At 46.7% G+C, this 14,954-nt stretch carries 17 protein-coding genes; 15 read left to right on the forward strand and 2 right to left on the reverse strand.

What is annotated here, in order from left to right; genetic code table 11:
• Window positions 1-5: 5 nt before the first annotated feature.
• Complete coding sequence (locus ACL9RM_RS03995; protein ID WP_254325369.1) at window positions 6-998, reverse strand: DUF1385 domain-containing protein; 993 nt, start codon at window positions 996-998, stop codon at window positions 6-8.
• 175 nt (window positions 999-1,173) lie between these two features.
• Complete coding sequence (locus ACL9RM_RS04000; protein WP_039270929.1) at window positions 1,174-2,175, reverse strand: ABC transporter substrate-binding protein; 1,002 nt, start codon at window positions 2,173-2,175, stop codon at window positions 1,174-1,176.
• Window positions 2,176-2,461: 286 nt separating this feature from the next.
• Here ACL9RM_RS04000 and ACL9RM_RS04005 point away from each other — a divergent pair, with 286 nt between their 5' ends.
• The 15 genes from ACL9RM_RS04005 (at window position 2,462) to ACL9RM_RS04075 (ending at window position 14,902) form a co-directional block, all read left to right on the forward strand.
• Window positions 2,462-3,043 (forward strand): YqhR family membrane protein, encoded by a 582-nt coding sequence (locus tag ACL9RM_RS04005; protein ID WP_039270930.1) that lies wholly within the window; start codon window positions 2,462-2,464, stop codon window positions 3,041-3,043.
• A gap of 81 nt (window positions 3,044-3,124) precedes the next feature.
• A complete protein-coding gene (locus tag ACL9RM_RS04010) occupies window positions 3,125-4,198 on the forward strand; it encodes a M24 family metallopeptidase (protein WP_414126202.1) in 1,074 nt (357 codons plus the stop codon).
• A gap of 33 nt (window positions 4,199-4,231) precedes the next feature.
• Window positions 4,232-4,789, forward strand: a complete 558-nt coding sequence (gene efp / locus ACL9RM_RS04015; RefSeq protein ID WP_029517249.1) for an elongation factor P — start codon at window positions 4,232-4,234, stop codon at window positions 4,787-4,789.
• Window positions 4,790-4,985: 196 nt separating this feature from the next.
• Entirely contained in the window at window positions 4,986-6,239 is a 1,254-nt protein-coding gene (locus ACL9RM_RS04020) for an aspartate kinase (protein WP_028540593.1), read from the forward strand.
• A 411-nt stretch (window positions 6,240-6,650) separates the two neighbouring features.
• Window positions 6,651-7,646 (forward strand): stage III sporulation protein AA, encoded by a 996-nt coding sequence (spoIIIAA, locus tag ACL9RM_RS04025; protein WP_013310828.1) that lies wholly within the window; start codon window positions 6,651-6,653, stop codon window positions 7,644-7,646.
• On the forward strand, window positions 7,639-8,157 hold the full coding sequence (gene spoIIIAB, locus ACL9RM_RS04030) for a stage III sporulation protein SpoIIIAB (protein ID WP_029517252.1): 519 nt from the start codon (window positions 7,639-7,641) through the stop codon (window positions 8,155-8,157). Before spoIIIAA ends, spoIIIAB begins: the two co-directional genes overlap by 8 nt.
• Window positions 8,158-8,169: 12 nt before the next feature.
• Window positions 8,170-8,373: a stage III sporulation protein AC gene (gene spoIIIAC / locus ACL9RM_RS04035; RefSeq protein WP_010345636.1), complete on the forward strand. Its 204-nt coding sequence runs from the start codon at window positions 8,170-8,172 to the stop codon at window positions 8,371-8,373.
• Window positions 8,374-8,381: 8 nt separating this feature from the next.
• The gene (spoIIIAD, locus tag ACL9RM_RS04040; RefSeq protein WP_039270937.1) at window positions 8,382-8,771 is read left to right on the forward strand and encodes a stage III sporulation protein AD; all 390 of its coding nucleotides are present in this window, start codon (window positions 8,382-8,384) and stop codon (window positions 8,769-8,771) included.
• 12 nt (window positions 8,772-8,783) lie between these two features.
• On the forward strand, window positions 8,784-9,974 hold the full coding sequence (gene spoIIIAE, locus ACL9RM_RS04045; RefSeq protein ID WP_039270939.1) for a stage III sporulation protein AE: 1,191 nt from the start codon (window positions 8,784-8,786) through the stop codon (window positions 9,972-9,974).
• A 39-nt stretch (window positions 9,975-10,013) separates the two neighbouring features.
• Complete coding sequence (gene spoIIIAF / locus ACL9RM_RS04050) at window positions 10,014-10,784, forward strand: stage III sporulation protein AF (protein WP_235309547.1); 771 nt, start codon at window positions 10,014-10,016, stop codon at window positions 10,782-10,784.
• A 16-nt stretch (window positions 10,785-10,800) separates the two neighbouring features.
• On the forward strand, window positions 10,801-11,442 hold the full coding sequence (gene spoIIIAG, locus ACL9RM_RS04055; protein WP_029517255.1) for a stage III sporulation protein AG: 642 nt from the start codon (window positions 10,801-10,803) through the stop codon (window positions 11,440-11,442).
• 62 nt (window positions 11,443-11,504) lie between these two features.
• Window positions 11,505-12,329, forward strand: a complete 825-nt coding sequence (locus tag ACL9RM_RS04060) for a SpoIIIAH-like family protein (RefSeq protein ID WP_250268735.1) — start codon at window positions 11,505-11,507, stop codon at window positions 12,327-12,329.
• Between the two features lie 138 nt (window positions 12,330-12,467).
• The gene (gene accB / locus ACL9RM_RS04065) at window positions 12,468-12,959 is read left to right on the forward strand and encodes an acetyl-CoA carboxylase biotin carboxyl carrier protein (protein WP_039270944.1); all 492 of its coding nucleotides are present in this window, start codon (window positions 12,468-12,470) and stop codon (window positions 12,957-12,959) included.
• Between the two features lie 60 nt (window positions 12,960-13,019).
• Window positions 13,020-14,363: an acetyl-CoA carboxylase biotin carboxylase subunit gene (gene accC / locus ACL9RM_RS04070; protein WP_039270945.1), complete on the forward strand. Its 1,344-nt coding sequence runs from the start codon at window positions 13,020-13,022 to the stop codon at window positions 14,361-14,363.
• A 125-nt stretch (window positions 14,364-14,488) separates the two neighbouring features.
• Window positions 14,489-14,902 carry an Asp23/Gls24 family envelope stress response protein gene (locus tag ACL9RM_RS04075; protein ID WP_013310820.1) on the forward strand — a complete coding sequence of 138 codons (414 nt, stop codon included), beginning with the start codon at window positions 14,489-14,491 and terminating at the stop codon, window positions 14,900-14,902.
• Window positions 14,903-14,954: the final 52 nt, after the last annotated feature.

Below are 14,954 nucleotides of genomic sequence, written 5' to 3' on the forward strand. Positions count from 1 at the left end.
TTCACTCATCCTTTCACAGGATCAAGGACCGGACTGTTGAAGGTCTCCTTTACAGGTACATTTTCCAACTCAGCATCCAATTCAAGCATACGCTTAAATGAGGCAATAGATACCTCCACTTGATCATCAGTCGGTTCTTTGGTGGTAAGTAGTTGCAACCACAGACCGGGGTAACCTAAATAACGAAGTACCGGAATTTCACGAAGGGCATTGGTTAGCTTGAGGAATTCAAAAGAAAGCCCCAGTACGATCGGAAGTAGTAAAAGCCGTTGCCCCATACGTTCCCATAGACTATCGTAGGTAAATAAGGAATAGACAAGCACCCCGATGATCACAGTCAGCATAATAAAGCTACTACCACAGCGGTAATGTAGACGACTGTATTTCTGTACATTGGCCGGAGTTAGTTCTTCCCCAGCTTCGAATGCAGTAATTACTTTATGCTCTGCACCGTGATATTGAAACAATCGTTTAATTAACGGAGTTTGGGAAATACCCCATAAATAAGCCAGTAACAGAATCAGCTTAATAGCTCCTTCGGCGAGGTTATGCAAAATTTGACTGTGAAACAAGCCGTCGAACAGGAAGTCTTCTACAACAACCGGAACGAGGGTTAACACAATTTTGCCGAACAAAAAGGAGATAATCCCGACTGCCGCTACACCGATCATCATACTCAGACTCCAGCGAGATTCTTCTTTTTTCTTTTGCTCAGCGCGTTCTTCCGGATCTACTTCATCATCAGCATACGCATCGGCTGAATAGTTTAAATGCTTGGTACCTTTGGCGCTGGAGTCGATGATGCTTACAATCCCCCGCAATAAAGGAATTCTGCGGAATTTGGATACCCAGGATTGCTCCTTGCGTGGTACTTCCAAATATGTGATTTCGCCAGTTTTGCGGCGAACTGCCGTGACATTGACACGCTTGCCGCCGAACATGACACCTTCAATGACTGCCTGACCGCCGTAGCTCACAGGCTTGGATGCTTGTGACAACCGTCTCACCTCTCTTAATACATGCTTTTTTGTATATTGTATCGAATTTGGAAGGGAATATCTAGTTAGATGAAACTGATGTAACCACAGGCTTATAAAAAAAGCATTTATGGAGCGTCAGACTGCTCACATAAATGCTAATCATTATAAAACCGAATGAATATTTGGAAACAACCTATTGCGTAATCGCCCCGACAACCTGGTCAACCAGCCCTTTTGAAGAGAGAGGGCCGCCAAATGTCCATGTCGTACCGCTCAGTGAATAGGTACGTTTTTCTTTAACGAAATTCAGACCGTTCCAAACCGAATTATTTTTCATAGGTGCACCGAAAACATTATCGTCCGGCTGCACAATATAGATAAAGTTGCTATCCTGAACGGCAGACAGAGCTTCAATGCCTACAGTTGAAAAGCCATACTGTTCAACTTTGCTCGGTTTCCAATCATTAATCATACCGATCTTCGCCAGTGTTGCCACGACGACTGAATTATCCGAAAACATACGGAGGCTGGCCGCATTTTGCGAAGTGAAAGCCTGTGTCAGTATATAATGATAATCCGACTTGCCAGCAGCGGCGAGCTTTTCTTTGGCTTCAGCATAATGCTGGTCCAGTTCGGCAAGCACCTGCTTAGCTTTTTCTTCTTTTCCAAGAGCGACTGCGATGCTATTAAAAATTTCTATCATTTTATCATGATCGTAGCCGTTACCATCGTTCAGATTATATTCGATCGTCGGAGCGATGGCCTTGAGTTGATCATAGATAGCTTCATTCCCATCAACATTGGAAATGATCAGATCCGGCTTCAATGCAGCAATCGCCTCCAGGTTCGGCTCGTTACGCGTACCGACATCGACCACGCTGCTGTCCAGAGCCGCCTCCGGTGTCACATACACCTTGTAGTTGGCATTGTCAGCATTACCAACCGGCTGAACGCCCAATGCAATCAAATCCTCTGTAAATGTCCATTCCAGTACTACGACACGCTGTGCGGGCTTGTTGAGCGTGATCTCACCACGATTATGCTTTACCGTCACAGGACCGGTCGCTGTGTCAGTCGGTTTGCTACCCGACGTGGGTGCCTGATCTTTATCCGATGCTTTGTCGGCTGCTCCGCAACCTGCCAAAGTGAGCGTAAAAACCATTAATAATAAAATGCCAATGAGTCCCTTTTTCATAGAAGCATTCTCCCGTATATATGTTTTTAGAAAATGATAATGATTATCATTTTCATCATTATATTATGATAGAGGATTGAAATTTTGTCAATGCAAAAAACGGGTCCGAACGCTTAACTGGTAAGCTGCTATTATTCTGCATTCCGGTTCATTGTTAAAATATCCTCCTTTTGAGCATACTACCTAGCAAAATGGGAATGCAGAATCCCATGGAAGTACATGCATCTTCGATTGCAATAGTCTTTACCATGAAAAAAGTTTGCATCTTGAAAGGGGATTAAACAACATGAGTGAAACCTACTCTATACCCAAGATAGGCCATGAACAGGAACAGTCTCGCGAATCTCAGGATCAACGTAATCATAACGACAGTGGTGGAGGCAGACAGCAGTCAGGCAAAATACATACGCCTCTCATTCCTTTTGCACTTGAGTTGGGTTTTTTTGCGGGTGTGCTCTGGGGATTGCTGCGCTGGCTGTTTTATAAGTTGCACTTTACGGTAGTAGCGCCTGGCTTTCTCGCAGAGCCTTTTTTCAAGCATTCGTTTATGAACACCATGGCGGGGCACCTGGTAGGGCTACTGTTTTTTATTGCATTATCCGTCGTAGCTTCACTGGTGTACACTCTGTTGCTGCGCAGATTTAAGGGTCCTTTACCCGGAATTGTATATGGCCTGATTTGGTGGGTTGTTTTATTTGTATTAACAGGTCCTAAGCTAGGGATGATGAATCCTCCTAATCGGTTAACATGGAATTCCTTATATACGGAAATTTGTGTGTTTATGCTGTGGGGACTATTTATCGGATATACGGTTGCTGTCGAGTATACGGATGAAAGAAAGCGCGAGCCTGAGAAAGCTGAGGGCTGAACGTAACAAAAACTTCTCAAGCGCCTATTCCCTGTGTTAAAATAGCATTTGGTTATTTGACAGAGGGGAGCGGAATGAAAGATGAAGAATGACCGGGTGTTAAAGCTGCGGCAGGCGCTGGGCGAGCATAATCTGCGGGCTATGCTAATTACTAGCCCTGTCAATCGTCGATATTTGACAGGCTTCACAGGTTCGGCGGGTTATGTGCTGATTACGGAATCCCATAGCTATTTGCTGACTGACTTTCGCTATATGACGCAAGCGACCGAACAAGCCGAAGGCTTCACGGTGGTGCAGCACGCTGCACAGGTCATGGAAACGGTGAAAGAATTGCTGTCTTCCCATCAGATCAGCGAAACAGGCTTCGAGCAAGATGCGGTAACTGTTGCGACGCATAAAGCTTATAGCGAAGATTTGTCACCTATTTCACTGGTTCCGGTGTCGGGCATTGTGGAGAAGTTAAGAGTGTACAAGGATGCAGAAGAGCTGGAAGTGATGCAGCGGGCAGCGGATTTGGCAGATGCTACATTTGCGCACATTTTACCTTACATCAAGCCAGGTGTCAGCGAGCGTGAGCTGGATCTGGAAATGGAATTCTTCATGCGCAAGCAGGGAGCTACATCCTCTTCATTTGACACAATTGTGGCTTCCGGGGTTCGTTCGGCATTGCCCCATGGCGTAGCCAGTGCTAAGTTAGTACAAGCAGGCGAGCTGATTACGTTTGATTTTGGTGCGTTGCTGGATGGCTATTGCTCTGATTTGACACGTACAGTGGCTACACAAGGGGATTTGGCGCCCCAGTTGCGCGAAATCTACGATATTGTACTTAAGGCGCAGCTTCACGCACTCGAACATATTAAGCCGGGCATGACAGGCCGTGAAGCGGATGCACTGACCCGGGATATTATTGCGAGCCATGGCTATGGAGACAATTTCGGGCACAGTACAGGTCATGGTCTGGGTCTTGAAGTACATGAATCTACACGTCTGTCGAAGGTGAGTGATGATATTCTGGAGCCGGGTATGGTGGTAACGGTCGAGCCAGGTATCTATGTCCCTGGATTGGGCGGTGTACGGATCGAGGATGATATCGTTATTACAGATAGCGGCATCAAAGTATTAACACATTCGAGCAAAGAATTTACAGTCGTTTAATAACGATAACAGTCCTGTAGGAGGGGTATTTTAGTGATTAACGTTAATGATTTTAAAACAGGTTTGACCGTCGAGGTAGACGGAGATATTTTTACGGTGCTGGATTTCCAACACGTAAAACCGGGTAAAGGTGCTGCATTCGTACGCTCCAAGTTGAAAAACTTGCGTAACGGTAACACCGTTGAACGTACATTCCGTGCGGGTGAAACGATCGGTCGGGCACAAATCGAAAATCGTGGTGTATCTTATCTGTACGCTAGTGCAGACGACCATACATTCATGGATAATGAAACATATGATCAATTCACATTGTCCAGCGATCAACTGAAATGGGAGCTTAACTTCCTGAAAGAAAACATGAATGTAAATATCGTCAGCTATAACGGCGAAATTCTGGGTATTAACCTGCCTACAAGCGTGGAACTGAAAGTAATCGAAACAGAGCCAGGCATTAAAGGTAATACGGCTACAGGTGCTACCAAAAATGCCAAACTGGAAACGGGTTTGAATGTTCAAGTTCCTTTGTTCATTAACCAAGATGACGTATTGTTGATTGATACACGTGACGGCAAATACATGTCTCGCGCATAAAATTTGCAACTTTTAGATTTCCTCTGTCCTTGTTAAGGGCAGGGGATATTTTTATAAGCACTAATATTAAAAAACATTGGCTCCACACAGCACTTTCGTATTATACTGAACTAAAGTTATGCCGCAGGATGTCACGTTCAGTCGTTTGGTGCCATCTCAAGGTTACATACTGTTGAGTCTGAGGGAGTGAATATCGTTGTCTTTGTATGTCATGAAATTCGGAGGCAGTTCCGTCGGTGACACGGAGCGCATGAAGCGCGTGGCAAAACGCGTTGTTGAGAAACAGAGTGAAGGGCATCAATGTGTAGTGGTTGTTTCCGCAATGGGAGACACGACAGACGAACTGATTGACCAGGCCAAATTGTTGAATGAGCAGTTGCCTGCACGTGAGTTGGATATGTTGATGACGACAGGTGAGCAAATTTCAATCGCCTTATTGTCGATGGCTATTCAGCAGTTGGGTCATGAAGCGGTATCGTTTACGGGATGGCAGGCTGGTTTCCGTACTGAATCTGACTTTGGTCGAGCACGGATTACGGACATTCAACCTCAGCGTGTGCTGGATGCACTGAGCAGCAACAAGATCGTTGTTGTAGCTGGTTTCCAAGGGATGTCTGCAGAGGGAGACATTACGACGCTGGGACGTGGTGGCTCTGATACGACGGCCGTTGCGCTGGCGGCGGCGATTCAAGCGGATGCTTGCGAAATTTACACGGATGTGGACGGTATATATTCAACAGATCCACGGATCGTAAAAGTGGCTCGTAAGCTAAAAGAAATTTCTTATGATGAAATGCTGGAATTAGCCAATCTGGGTGCAGCTGTATTGCATCCTCGTGCGGTAGAATATGCCAAACATAACCGGGTACCGTTGATTGTGCGGTCCAGTTTTAACCATAATGAAGGAACGGTCGTAAAGGAGGATGCAGTAATGGAACAGGGCGTTGTAGTCAGTGGGATTGCATATGATAAAAATGTAGCAAGAATCAGTATTTTGGGCGTCGCCGATATCCCCGGTGTACTGGCGAAAGTATTCGGAACACTGGCGGCAGCTAAAATTGATGTTGACATTATTGTACAGAGCGGGGTCGAAGCTGGTAAAGCGGATTTCTCCTTTACAGTAGCTCTGACGGATCGTGAAGCAGCACTGAAGACGCTGGAAGGTATTCGCGGAGAGCTTCCATACCGTGAAGTAACGTCTGAGGAAAATCTGGTGAAGGTATCCATTGTAGGTGCAGGAATGGTTAGCCATCCAGGTGTTGCTGCGCAAATGTTTGCCGTACTGGCAGAGCAAGGCGTTAGCATTAAAATGGTAAGCACATCTGAAATCAAAGTATCGTGTGTAATTGAAGCGGGTAAGCTTCATGAGGTTATTCAGGCGTTGCATACAGCTTATAACCTGGACACCGAGGAGCAAGCGTTTGTGGGTGGACCGCAAGACCGTCGTTAATAACTGCAACGTGATCTAGACATGAATATGTCTAATGTGAACGATGCTATGACAGGTAAAGGTTGACACATTATAAGTCCTCTATTTATAGTTTGATAAATCATAGAATACAGCAGTAGGTTAAGAGGTTGTTCCATCAGTGAGAGTTAGACTGAGGGGCAGCCTCTTTTTTGCTGAATCTATCTTTTCTACCCAAGGGTATCCCTTAGCCGACAAGGCTTTGAGAGGCCCTTTTTTATTTGTGCGAATTAGAGAATGGTGCTTTAACAAGCGGGGGAAAGGTCTGTTGAGCGTTGATAGGAGTTAGCAAAAGTTTGCCTAGGCTTTCAATATATTTTCGGCATAAAAAGCGAGAGTCAACCATAGACTTGTCTTAAAGAAAAAGGACAACTGTGAGGGGGCGGCATCGGTATGGAATGGCTGGAGTTATTTCCTGAACCGTTGCACGGTATACTCGGAAGGCTTCCGGAAACGGTATTTAAGCAACTGGAAGAAATCCGGGTTAGGGAAGGAAGACCGTTGGAAATTAATGCAAATGGTGATCATCATTTTGTAACGTCTGCGGGTCGGCTGACTTTGAACCATGTAGAAGCCTATAAGCCTGACCGTGAGGATGCCCACCGACTGCTGGATTTTATCAGCAATCATTCCCTGTATACCATGGAAGAGGAGCTTCGTAAAGGGTTTATTACGATCCCTGGCGGTCATCGTATTGGCTTGGCAGGGAGAACCGTACTCAACCGAGGACGAGTGGAACATTTGAGGGATATAAGCAGCTTTAATGTAAGAATTGCTCGTGCAATTCCCGGCATAGCTGATCGGATATTGCCTTATGTAGCAGATCGAATGTCCGGGAAAATCCGGCACACCCTCATTTTGTCCCCTCCTCAGCATGGCAAAACGACACTGCTTAGGGACTTGGCTCGGCAACTCAGTTACGGAGGGATGGAAAGCAATGGGGGGCGACGGAATGGACTCAAGGTAGGCATTATAGACGAACGCTCTGAGATCGCTGGCAGTCACAAAGGTATCCCCGGTTTTGATGTCGGGCCTCGCACCGATGTATTGGACGGATGTCCGAAAGCAGAAGGCATGATGATGATGATCCGCTCGATGTCACCGGATGTCCTCATTGTTGATGAAATCGGACGACCGGAAGATGCGGAGGCGGTGCGCGAAGCGCTTCATGCAGGCATTGCAGTCATTGCTTCCGCACATGGTCGCGATGTGGCTGAAATGGCGACCCGGCCTGCTTTTGCTGGATTAACTACAGGGCAAGAGCTGTTTCAACTCTACGTCATGCTGGAGCGGACGAGCCGGGGCGTCTCATTCCGGCTGGCAGATGCCAAGCAACGCAGGATTACACTGCCTGGAGAAGGGCAGAATGGGGGCATCTCCTATGCTTAAGTTGCTGGGTGCCGCCCTGGTTATACTGGCCGCTACGCTGGCAGGCTGGCAGCGGGCAAGGCAGTTTGCGATGAGGCCGCGGCAAATCAGGGAGTTGATTCTTGCGCTGCAAAGACTGACCACCGAGGTTTCCTACGGGGTGTCTCCGCTACCAGATGCTTTCGCCAAGACAGGAGAGCCCTTGCGAGAGCCGCTGCGCACTCTGTTTCAGCAAGCCTCACGGTGGATGCACCCCTCTTTTGGCCTGACTGCCAGAGAAAGCTTGCATAAAGCCATTGAAGACTCGTGGAGCCGTTCCTCTATGAAGCAAGCCGAGAAGGAAGCGATGCGGCAGCTTGCTTACAGTCTTGGAACCAGCGACCGTGAAGACCAGATCAAGCACATTGCGCTGACCATCCAGCAGTTATCCCATGAGGAAGCGCAGGCGCAGGCAGATCAGGTGAGGTACGAGCGTATGAGCAGGAGCCTGGGACTGCTGATCGGAGCATTGATCGTCATTTTGATCTATTAGCGGGGTGCTCGAATGAATTTAGAAGTGAACGCGATTTTCCAGATTGCCGGAATTGGCATTATTATCGCTATGATTCATACCGTATTAAAGCAAATGGGCAAAGAAGACATGGCCCACTGGGTAACGGTCATCGGTTTCGTCGTGGTCCTGTTCATGGTGGTGCGAATGCTGGATAACCTTCTGCAAGAGATCAAATCTATCTTTCTTTTTCAGTAGGTGGACACATGGAAATCATTCAGGTGGTGGGCTTCGCCCTCATTGCCACAGTCCTCATTTTAGTCATTAAGGAACAGAAGCCGATGTTTGCCTTTTTGATTGCAACAGCTGCGGGAATCGTCATTTTTTTGCTGCTGATTGGCAAGATCGGATCTGTGGTTTCTGTACTGGAGCGACTGGCTCGGTCTTCGGGCATGGATATGATCTATTTTAAAACCGTATTGAAAATAATCGGTATCGCTTATATTGCTGAATTTGGAGCGCAAATCGTTCGGGATGCAGGACAAGACGGGATTGCTTCCAAAATTGAGCTTACTGGAAAGGTACTCATTATGGTGCTCGCAATCCCGATTATCAGCATTATTATTGATACCATTCTGAAGCTGATGCCCGCCTGAGGGGGTGATGCCATGAAAAGGCTAGGGGGCATGCCGAATCTCAAAGTAATTGCGATGTTGTTGCTATGTCTTTGGTGTGCCTCAGCTGCGGTCCTCTTTGCAGATACACCGACTAACGAATGGATCAGACAGCAGGCGGAGCAAATGCCCAAAGATGAAGTAGAACATTATTGGGACGGGCTCATGCAGGAATACGGCGGATTTTTCCCTGATCAGAAAACGCCTTCCTTCATGGACATGCTGCTTCCAGGCGGTGAAGGATTCAGCATAAAGGGTGTATTGAGCGCTATAGCTGATTTTTTCATCCATGAAATCCGAGTAAATGCCAAGTTGCTCGTCACCATCGTCATGCTCAGCATTATGAGTATGGTGCTGGAAACGCTGCAAAGCGCTTTTGAAAGCAAACAGGTCAGCAAAGTGGCCTACGCTATCGTATACATGGTCATTATCATTCTGGCGATTAATAGCTTTAGTGTAGCGATTGGTTATGCCAAAGAAGCGATTGATAGCATGATTCACTTCATGATGGCAATGTTGCCCTTGTTGTTTACCATGTTAGCCTCGATGGGGAACGTCGTAACAGTTTCGGTGACCCACCCGCTGATTGTATTTATGATCAACACAGTCGGAACAGTCATTCATACGCTGGTTTTCCCGCTACTGTTCTTCTCGGCTGTGCTGTACTTGGTCAACTCGCTGACGGGCAAATACAAACTGACCCAGCTAGCCGATCTGATGCGGAACGCTGGAGTAGCAGTGCTGGGAGTGCTGCTGACCATATTTCTGGGAGTCATTTCGGTACAAGGCTTGACTTCGTCAGTTACTGACGGATTAACGATCCGCACAGCCAAATATATTACAGGTAGCTTTGTTCCGGTGGTCGGCAAGGCGTTGGCAGATGCGACAGATACAGTCATTTCGGCTTCGCTGCTCGTTAAAAATGCCATTGGTCTGGTAGGAGTCATTATTATATTGTTCCTGTGCGCCTTTCCCGCCCTCAAGATTCTGACACTGGCTCTCATTTATAAAGTGACAGCAGCGATCATGCAGCCTTTGGGTGATACGCCTATCGTGGAATGTCTGGATGCAATCGGCAAGAGCATGATTTATGTTTTCGCGGCGCTGGCGGCAGTGGGATTAATGTCTTTCCTTGCGATTACAGTCATGCTCGCAGCAGGCAATATGACGGTCATGATGAGGTGAACCAATGCATGTAAACCAACAAGGGGGGAGGGGAGTGAAGTGACCTGGCTGGGAGGCTGGCTTAAGGAACTGGTGCTAATCGTGTTGCTGGCTTCTTTTGTCGATATGATCTTACCGAGCCGATCTATGGAAAGGTATGTCAAACTCGTTCTCAGCCTGCTTATTTTGCTGACGTTGCTGTCTCCGGTCGTGCGCTTACTGAGTAGCAGCCCCTCCGAGGTTCTAGGGCGAGCATTGGATCTTCAACGTCAGGCTGAGACAGGCAAGAGGGAACCGACATTGGAGGAGATTTTAGCAAAAGGCAGCCAGTTGAAGCAACAGCAAGAACAAAGCTCCATGCAATGGGCGGGCAAAGAGGTAGCTAAGGAAATGAAAGGACAGTTGGAACAATATACTGGGTTAGCAATTCAGTCGGTCCAGGTTACCCTTGCAAAGATTCAACAGAAGGAATCGGAGCTGGAGGCAGGAACGGGTGTCCAGTCGGTAGTGGTCAAATTGGCAGAGCAGCAGCCAGAAAAAGAAAAGAACAACACAGACGTCTCGCCTGGTGCAGATGCCAAGCCGATAATGGTGGAGCCTGTAGCCGAAAAGACAGTGAATATTCGTGTGGAACCGACACATACAAAAAATTCAGAACTTAATGAAGGAACGCGAGAAGAAGATCGTAATCCTGATAAAACTGCTGAGGACGGAAAGCCAACGGATACGAAAGCTTTTGGCTTAATTACAGGACTTCTACGTGAAAAATGGGGGATAGACAGCAAAAATGTTCAGGTGGTTTCTTCGCAGGATGGAACACATGAATGGTAACAGGAGGTGAGCAGAAATGAGCAAATGGCTGAAAAAGCTGGAGCAATGGCTGGGTGGAGGGGCGGATGGGGCGAAAAGATTCAACTCATTTCGTTGGCTGCTTATACTCGGCCTTATCGGTGTAGCGATCATGCTTTTTAATTCATTCGTTAATGTGAAAAAGGTTGATCCAGAAAACGTAGGCCGTGAGCCGCCTGGCGTGATGAAAAATGAGCCTACGTTAGAGACAACAACAGGTGAAGAAAGTTCCTTTGCCGGGATCGAGAAGGTTTTTGAGGACAATATGAAACAGATGCTGGAGCAGATTGTTGGCGTAGGAACCGTCGATGTCATGGTTACGGTAGATTCCACCGAAGAAGTTATCGTTCAACGCAATGTAAAGGACATGCAGGAAGAGAACAACGAGACGGACGCCAATGGCGGACAACGGCACACTACTCAATATACACGTGATGGCGAGATTGTAACCTATGAGTCATCAGGTGGCCAGCACACCCCGATTGTGACAAAAAAAGTAAAACCGCAGGTGAGGGGAGTGCTTGTTGTGGCTATGGGGGCAGAAAACCCTACAGTGAAGCAGCTAATTGTCGATGCTGTACAGAAGGGACTAAATGTACCTTCCTACAAAATTTCAGTCGTACCGCGCAAGCAGGGATAATTTGGGATTTAGGAACAAAGAAGTTTATATTTTAAACCATTAATGAATATGGAGGACGGAACATGAATAATAAAAGACAAACCGTTTGGCTGGTGTCCATGCTGAGTTTAATGGTCGTGCTGTCTGCGTATTATTTGTTTACAGAGGACTCAAGCCCTGCCAATCCACCAGTAGCCGATAGCGAGCAAGTGAGCAAGGTTAAGCAGGATGCCGCACAGGAAGCAACGACGAAGGCAGAGGAACAATTGAACGAACTGAAGGTAAATGAAGTAGTGACGAATGGAGAAGTAACTGATGGAGCATCAGCAACTTCCACAAAATCGGATACGGCTTCCACAACTGACCCAGCAACAGAAAACTCAAAAGGCGATAAAGATACGGCAGCTACCCCTACTACTGAATCAGCGACATCCGATCAAAAAACAACTGTGACTAAGACGGACGCGACAGCACAAAGTGACGATAAAACAGCCTCTACAGCCAAAACCGACCAGCAGGTACTGGATCAAGTGGCAACCGATCAAGCTGCCCAACCTACAGCAGCAGCTGTGATTGACAACTATTTGCTGGAACGGGACGTGGAAAATCAGAAGAAAAATGATGAACTGACTACCGCAATGAACGACAGCACACCAAAGAAAGCCGCGGAGGCTCAAAAGGAATTACATGTACTTGAAGATAAGCAGGCTAAAATTACTGGAATTGAAGAAGAGCTTCAGCAGCAGTTCGCCAATGCGGTCGTCCGTGAGGAAGATGCTGATAAATACAAAGTAGTGGTTCTGAGTGAAAAATTGGATGCTAAGCAAGCGGTAACAATTGTTGATAAAGTCATGAAGGAACTGAACGTAACGCAGGATAAGATCAGTGTCCAGTATGTTACACAATAAGACAAAAAACGCGAAAAAGCCCGGATTTCTGCATTATTCCGGGCTCTTTCTATTTTTAATGATTGTGATATAATACATAAAGCTGTTTCAACAATGTAATCAGCAACCGGCAAAATGCTGAAGGAGTGATTAATAGAGATGTTTAAATTAAGCGAGATTAAGGAATTGATCAAGCTGGTGGATGAAACGTCTGTGCATGAGCTTGAAATTGAAAATGAAGGAACTCGCCTGTTGATCCGAAAACCTGGCAAAAGCGAGATCGTTACGGTACAGGCTCCTGTGGCAACACCTACTTATGCAGTGGCACCACAAGCTGTTATTCCAAATCCACAAGTACAGTCCGATGTTGGACCTGCAACTGCTGGGGAACCGAGGGAATATGCAAGCAATCTACATAAAATCGTATCTCCGATGGTAGGAACTTTCTATAGTTCTTCATCCCCGGATACGGCTCCGTATGTGAGTATTGGCAGCAAAGTGGGCGAAAAAACAACGGTATGTATCATTGAAGCGATGAAGCTGATGAATGAGCTGGAAGCTGAAGTGAAGGGCGAAATTGTGGAAATTTTGGCCGAAAACGGACAGTTGGTCGAGTATGGCCAGCCATTGTTCCTTGTGAAACCGGAGTAAAGAGCTTGTTTGAACCCTCTTTTGAGGGTTCGGCAAGACTGCTCCCAGGGAGGTAAAGTCATGACATTTCAAAAAGTATTGATTGCAAATCGTGGAGAAATTGCGGTTCGTATCATTCGCGCTTGCCGCGAGATGAATATTTCGACAGTTGCCGTATATTCGGAAGCTGACAAGGATTCGTTACATGTGCGTCTCGCAGATGAGGCTTACTGTATCGGACCGACGCTATCTAAGGACAGCTACCTTAATTTTACGAACCTGATGAGCGTTGCTACATTGACTGAATGTGATGCCATTCATCCAGGTTACGGATTTTTGGCGGAAAACGCAGACTTCGCTGAAATTTGCGAATCGTGTAATATTACGTTTATTGGTCCTTCTCCTGAAGCCATTAACAAAATGGGAGATAAGGCCGTAGCCAAGCAGACCATGAAGGATGCCGGAGTTCCGGTTATTCCGGGTTCAGACGGGCTGGTTGAGGATTTGCAGGATGCGATCAGCATCGCACGTGATATCGGATATCCGGTAATTATCAAGGCCACAGCAGGTGGCGGAGGTAAAGGTATTCGTATCGCCGAAGATGAGGATAACCTTATTCAGCAAATCACTACCGCTCAGCAGGAGGCGCAAAAAGCATTTGGCAACGCGGGTGTGTACCTAGAAAAATATTTGACCGGTATGAAACATGTGGAAATACAGATCATAGCGGACAAGCATGGTAATGTTGCCCATTTGGGCGAACGGGACTGCTCTGTGCAGCGTCGTCGTCAGAAGTTGTTGGAGGAAGCACCATGTCCTGTAATATCGCAGGATGTTCGTGAAGAAATGGGTCAGGCAGCTGTTCGTGCAGCTTTGGCCGTTCAATACTCTGGTGCAGGTACTCTCGAATTTTTGCTCGGCCCGGACAATAATTTCTATTTCATGGAAATGAATACACGTATTCAGGTAGAACATCCCGTAACAGAAATGATTACCGGTGTAGACCTGATTAAGGAAATGATTTCTGTCGCTGAAGGACATCCGCTTTCCTTTACGCAGGAAGAAGTCACCATCAATGGTTGGGCGATAGAATGCCGTATTAACGCTGAGGACCCGGATCGCAATTTTATGCCTGCACCGGGTAAAATCGGATTTTATCTGCCTCCAGGCGGTCCTGGAGTACGGGTAGACAGCGCAGCATATCCAGGTTATAGCATTCCTCCTTATTATGACTCTATGATCGCCAAGCTGATTGTGTGGGCACCTACACGGCAAGATGCAATTGCCAAAATGAAGCGGGCTTTGTCTGAGTTTGCTATTGAGGGCATACCCACAACGATTTCTTTTCATCAGCGCTTGCTAGAGCATCCGACCTTTATTAGAGGCGATTTTGATATTAAATTTTTGGAGGAAAACGAAGTTTAATCGGTATATTTCCTCAGTTTGTCATAATGAACGCCAAATGATATAGTATGGATAATAAGTGAGCATGTCTGCTTTGAAATCCAAAGCTGGAATGAAACTTATTTTGACCGAAAGGTGTTGAAGGTATGAGCACAGTGCCAACCGAATTCGAACGTACAGAAATTGGGGAGATTCAAATTGCCCCAGAAGTTATTGAAGTCATTGCCGGACTGGCTACCGTTGAGGTACCAGGCGTAGCGGGAATGAGTGGCGGATTTGCTGGTGGGTTTGCCGAACTGCTAGGCCGCAAAAATTTATCTAAAGGTGTAAAAGTGGAAGTCGGACAGCGTGAAGCTGCTGTAGACGTCTCCGTCATTATTGAGTACGGTAACCGTCTGCCTGAGGTGGCTGCTGCTATTCAGCATAATGTTAAGCGTTCGATTGAGAACATGACAGGTCTTAACGTTGTTGAAGTGAACGTGCAAATTCATGATGTTCAATTCAAAAATGCCGAAAAAGTAGAAGAGCCGGAAGTGCTGGGCGCCGGACGGGTTAAATAGAGCGATACTTTGTACAAACCCCCGACCCTTATGGGTCGAGGGTTTACTCTAA

Source organism: Paenibacillus sp. S29 (assembly GCF_049319765.1).
Taxonomy (GTDB): domain Bacteria; phylum Bacillota; class Bacilli; order Paenibacillales; family Paenibacillaceae; genus Paenibacillus; species Paenibacillus polymyxa_B.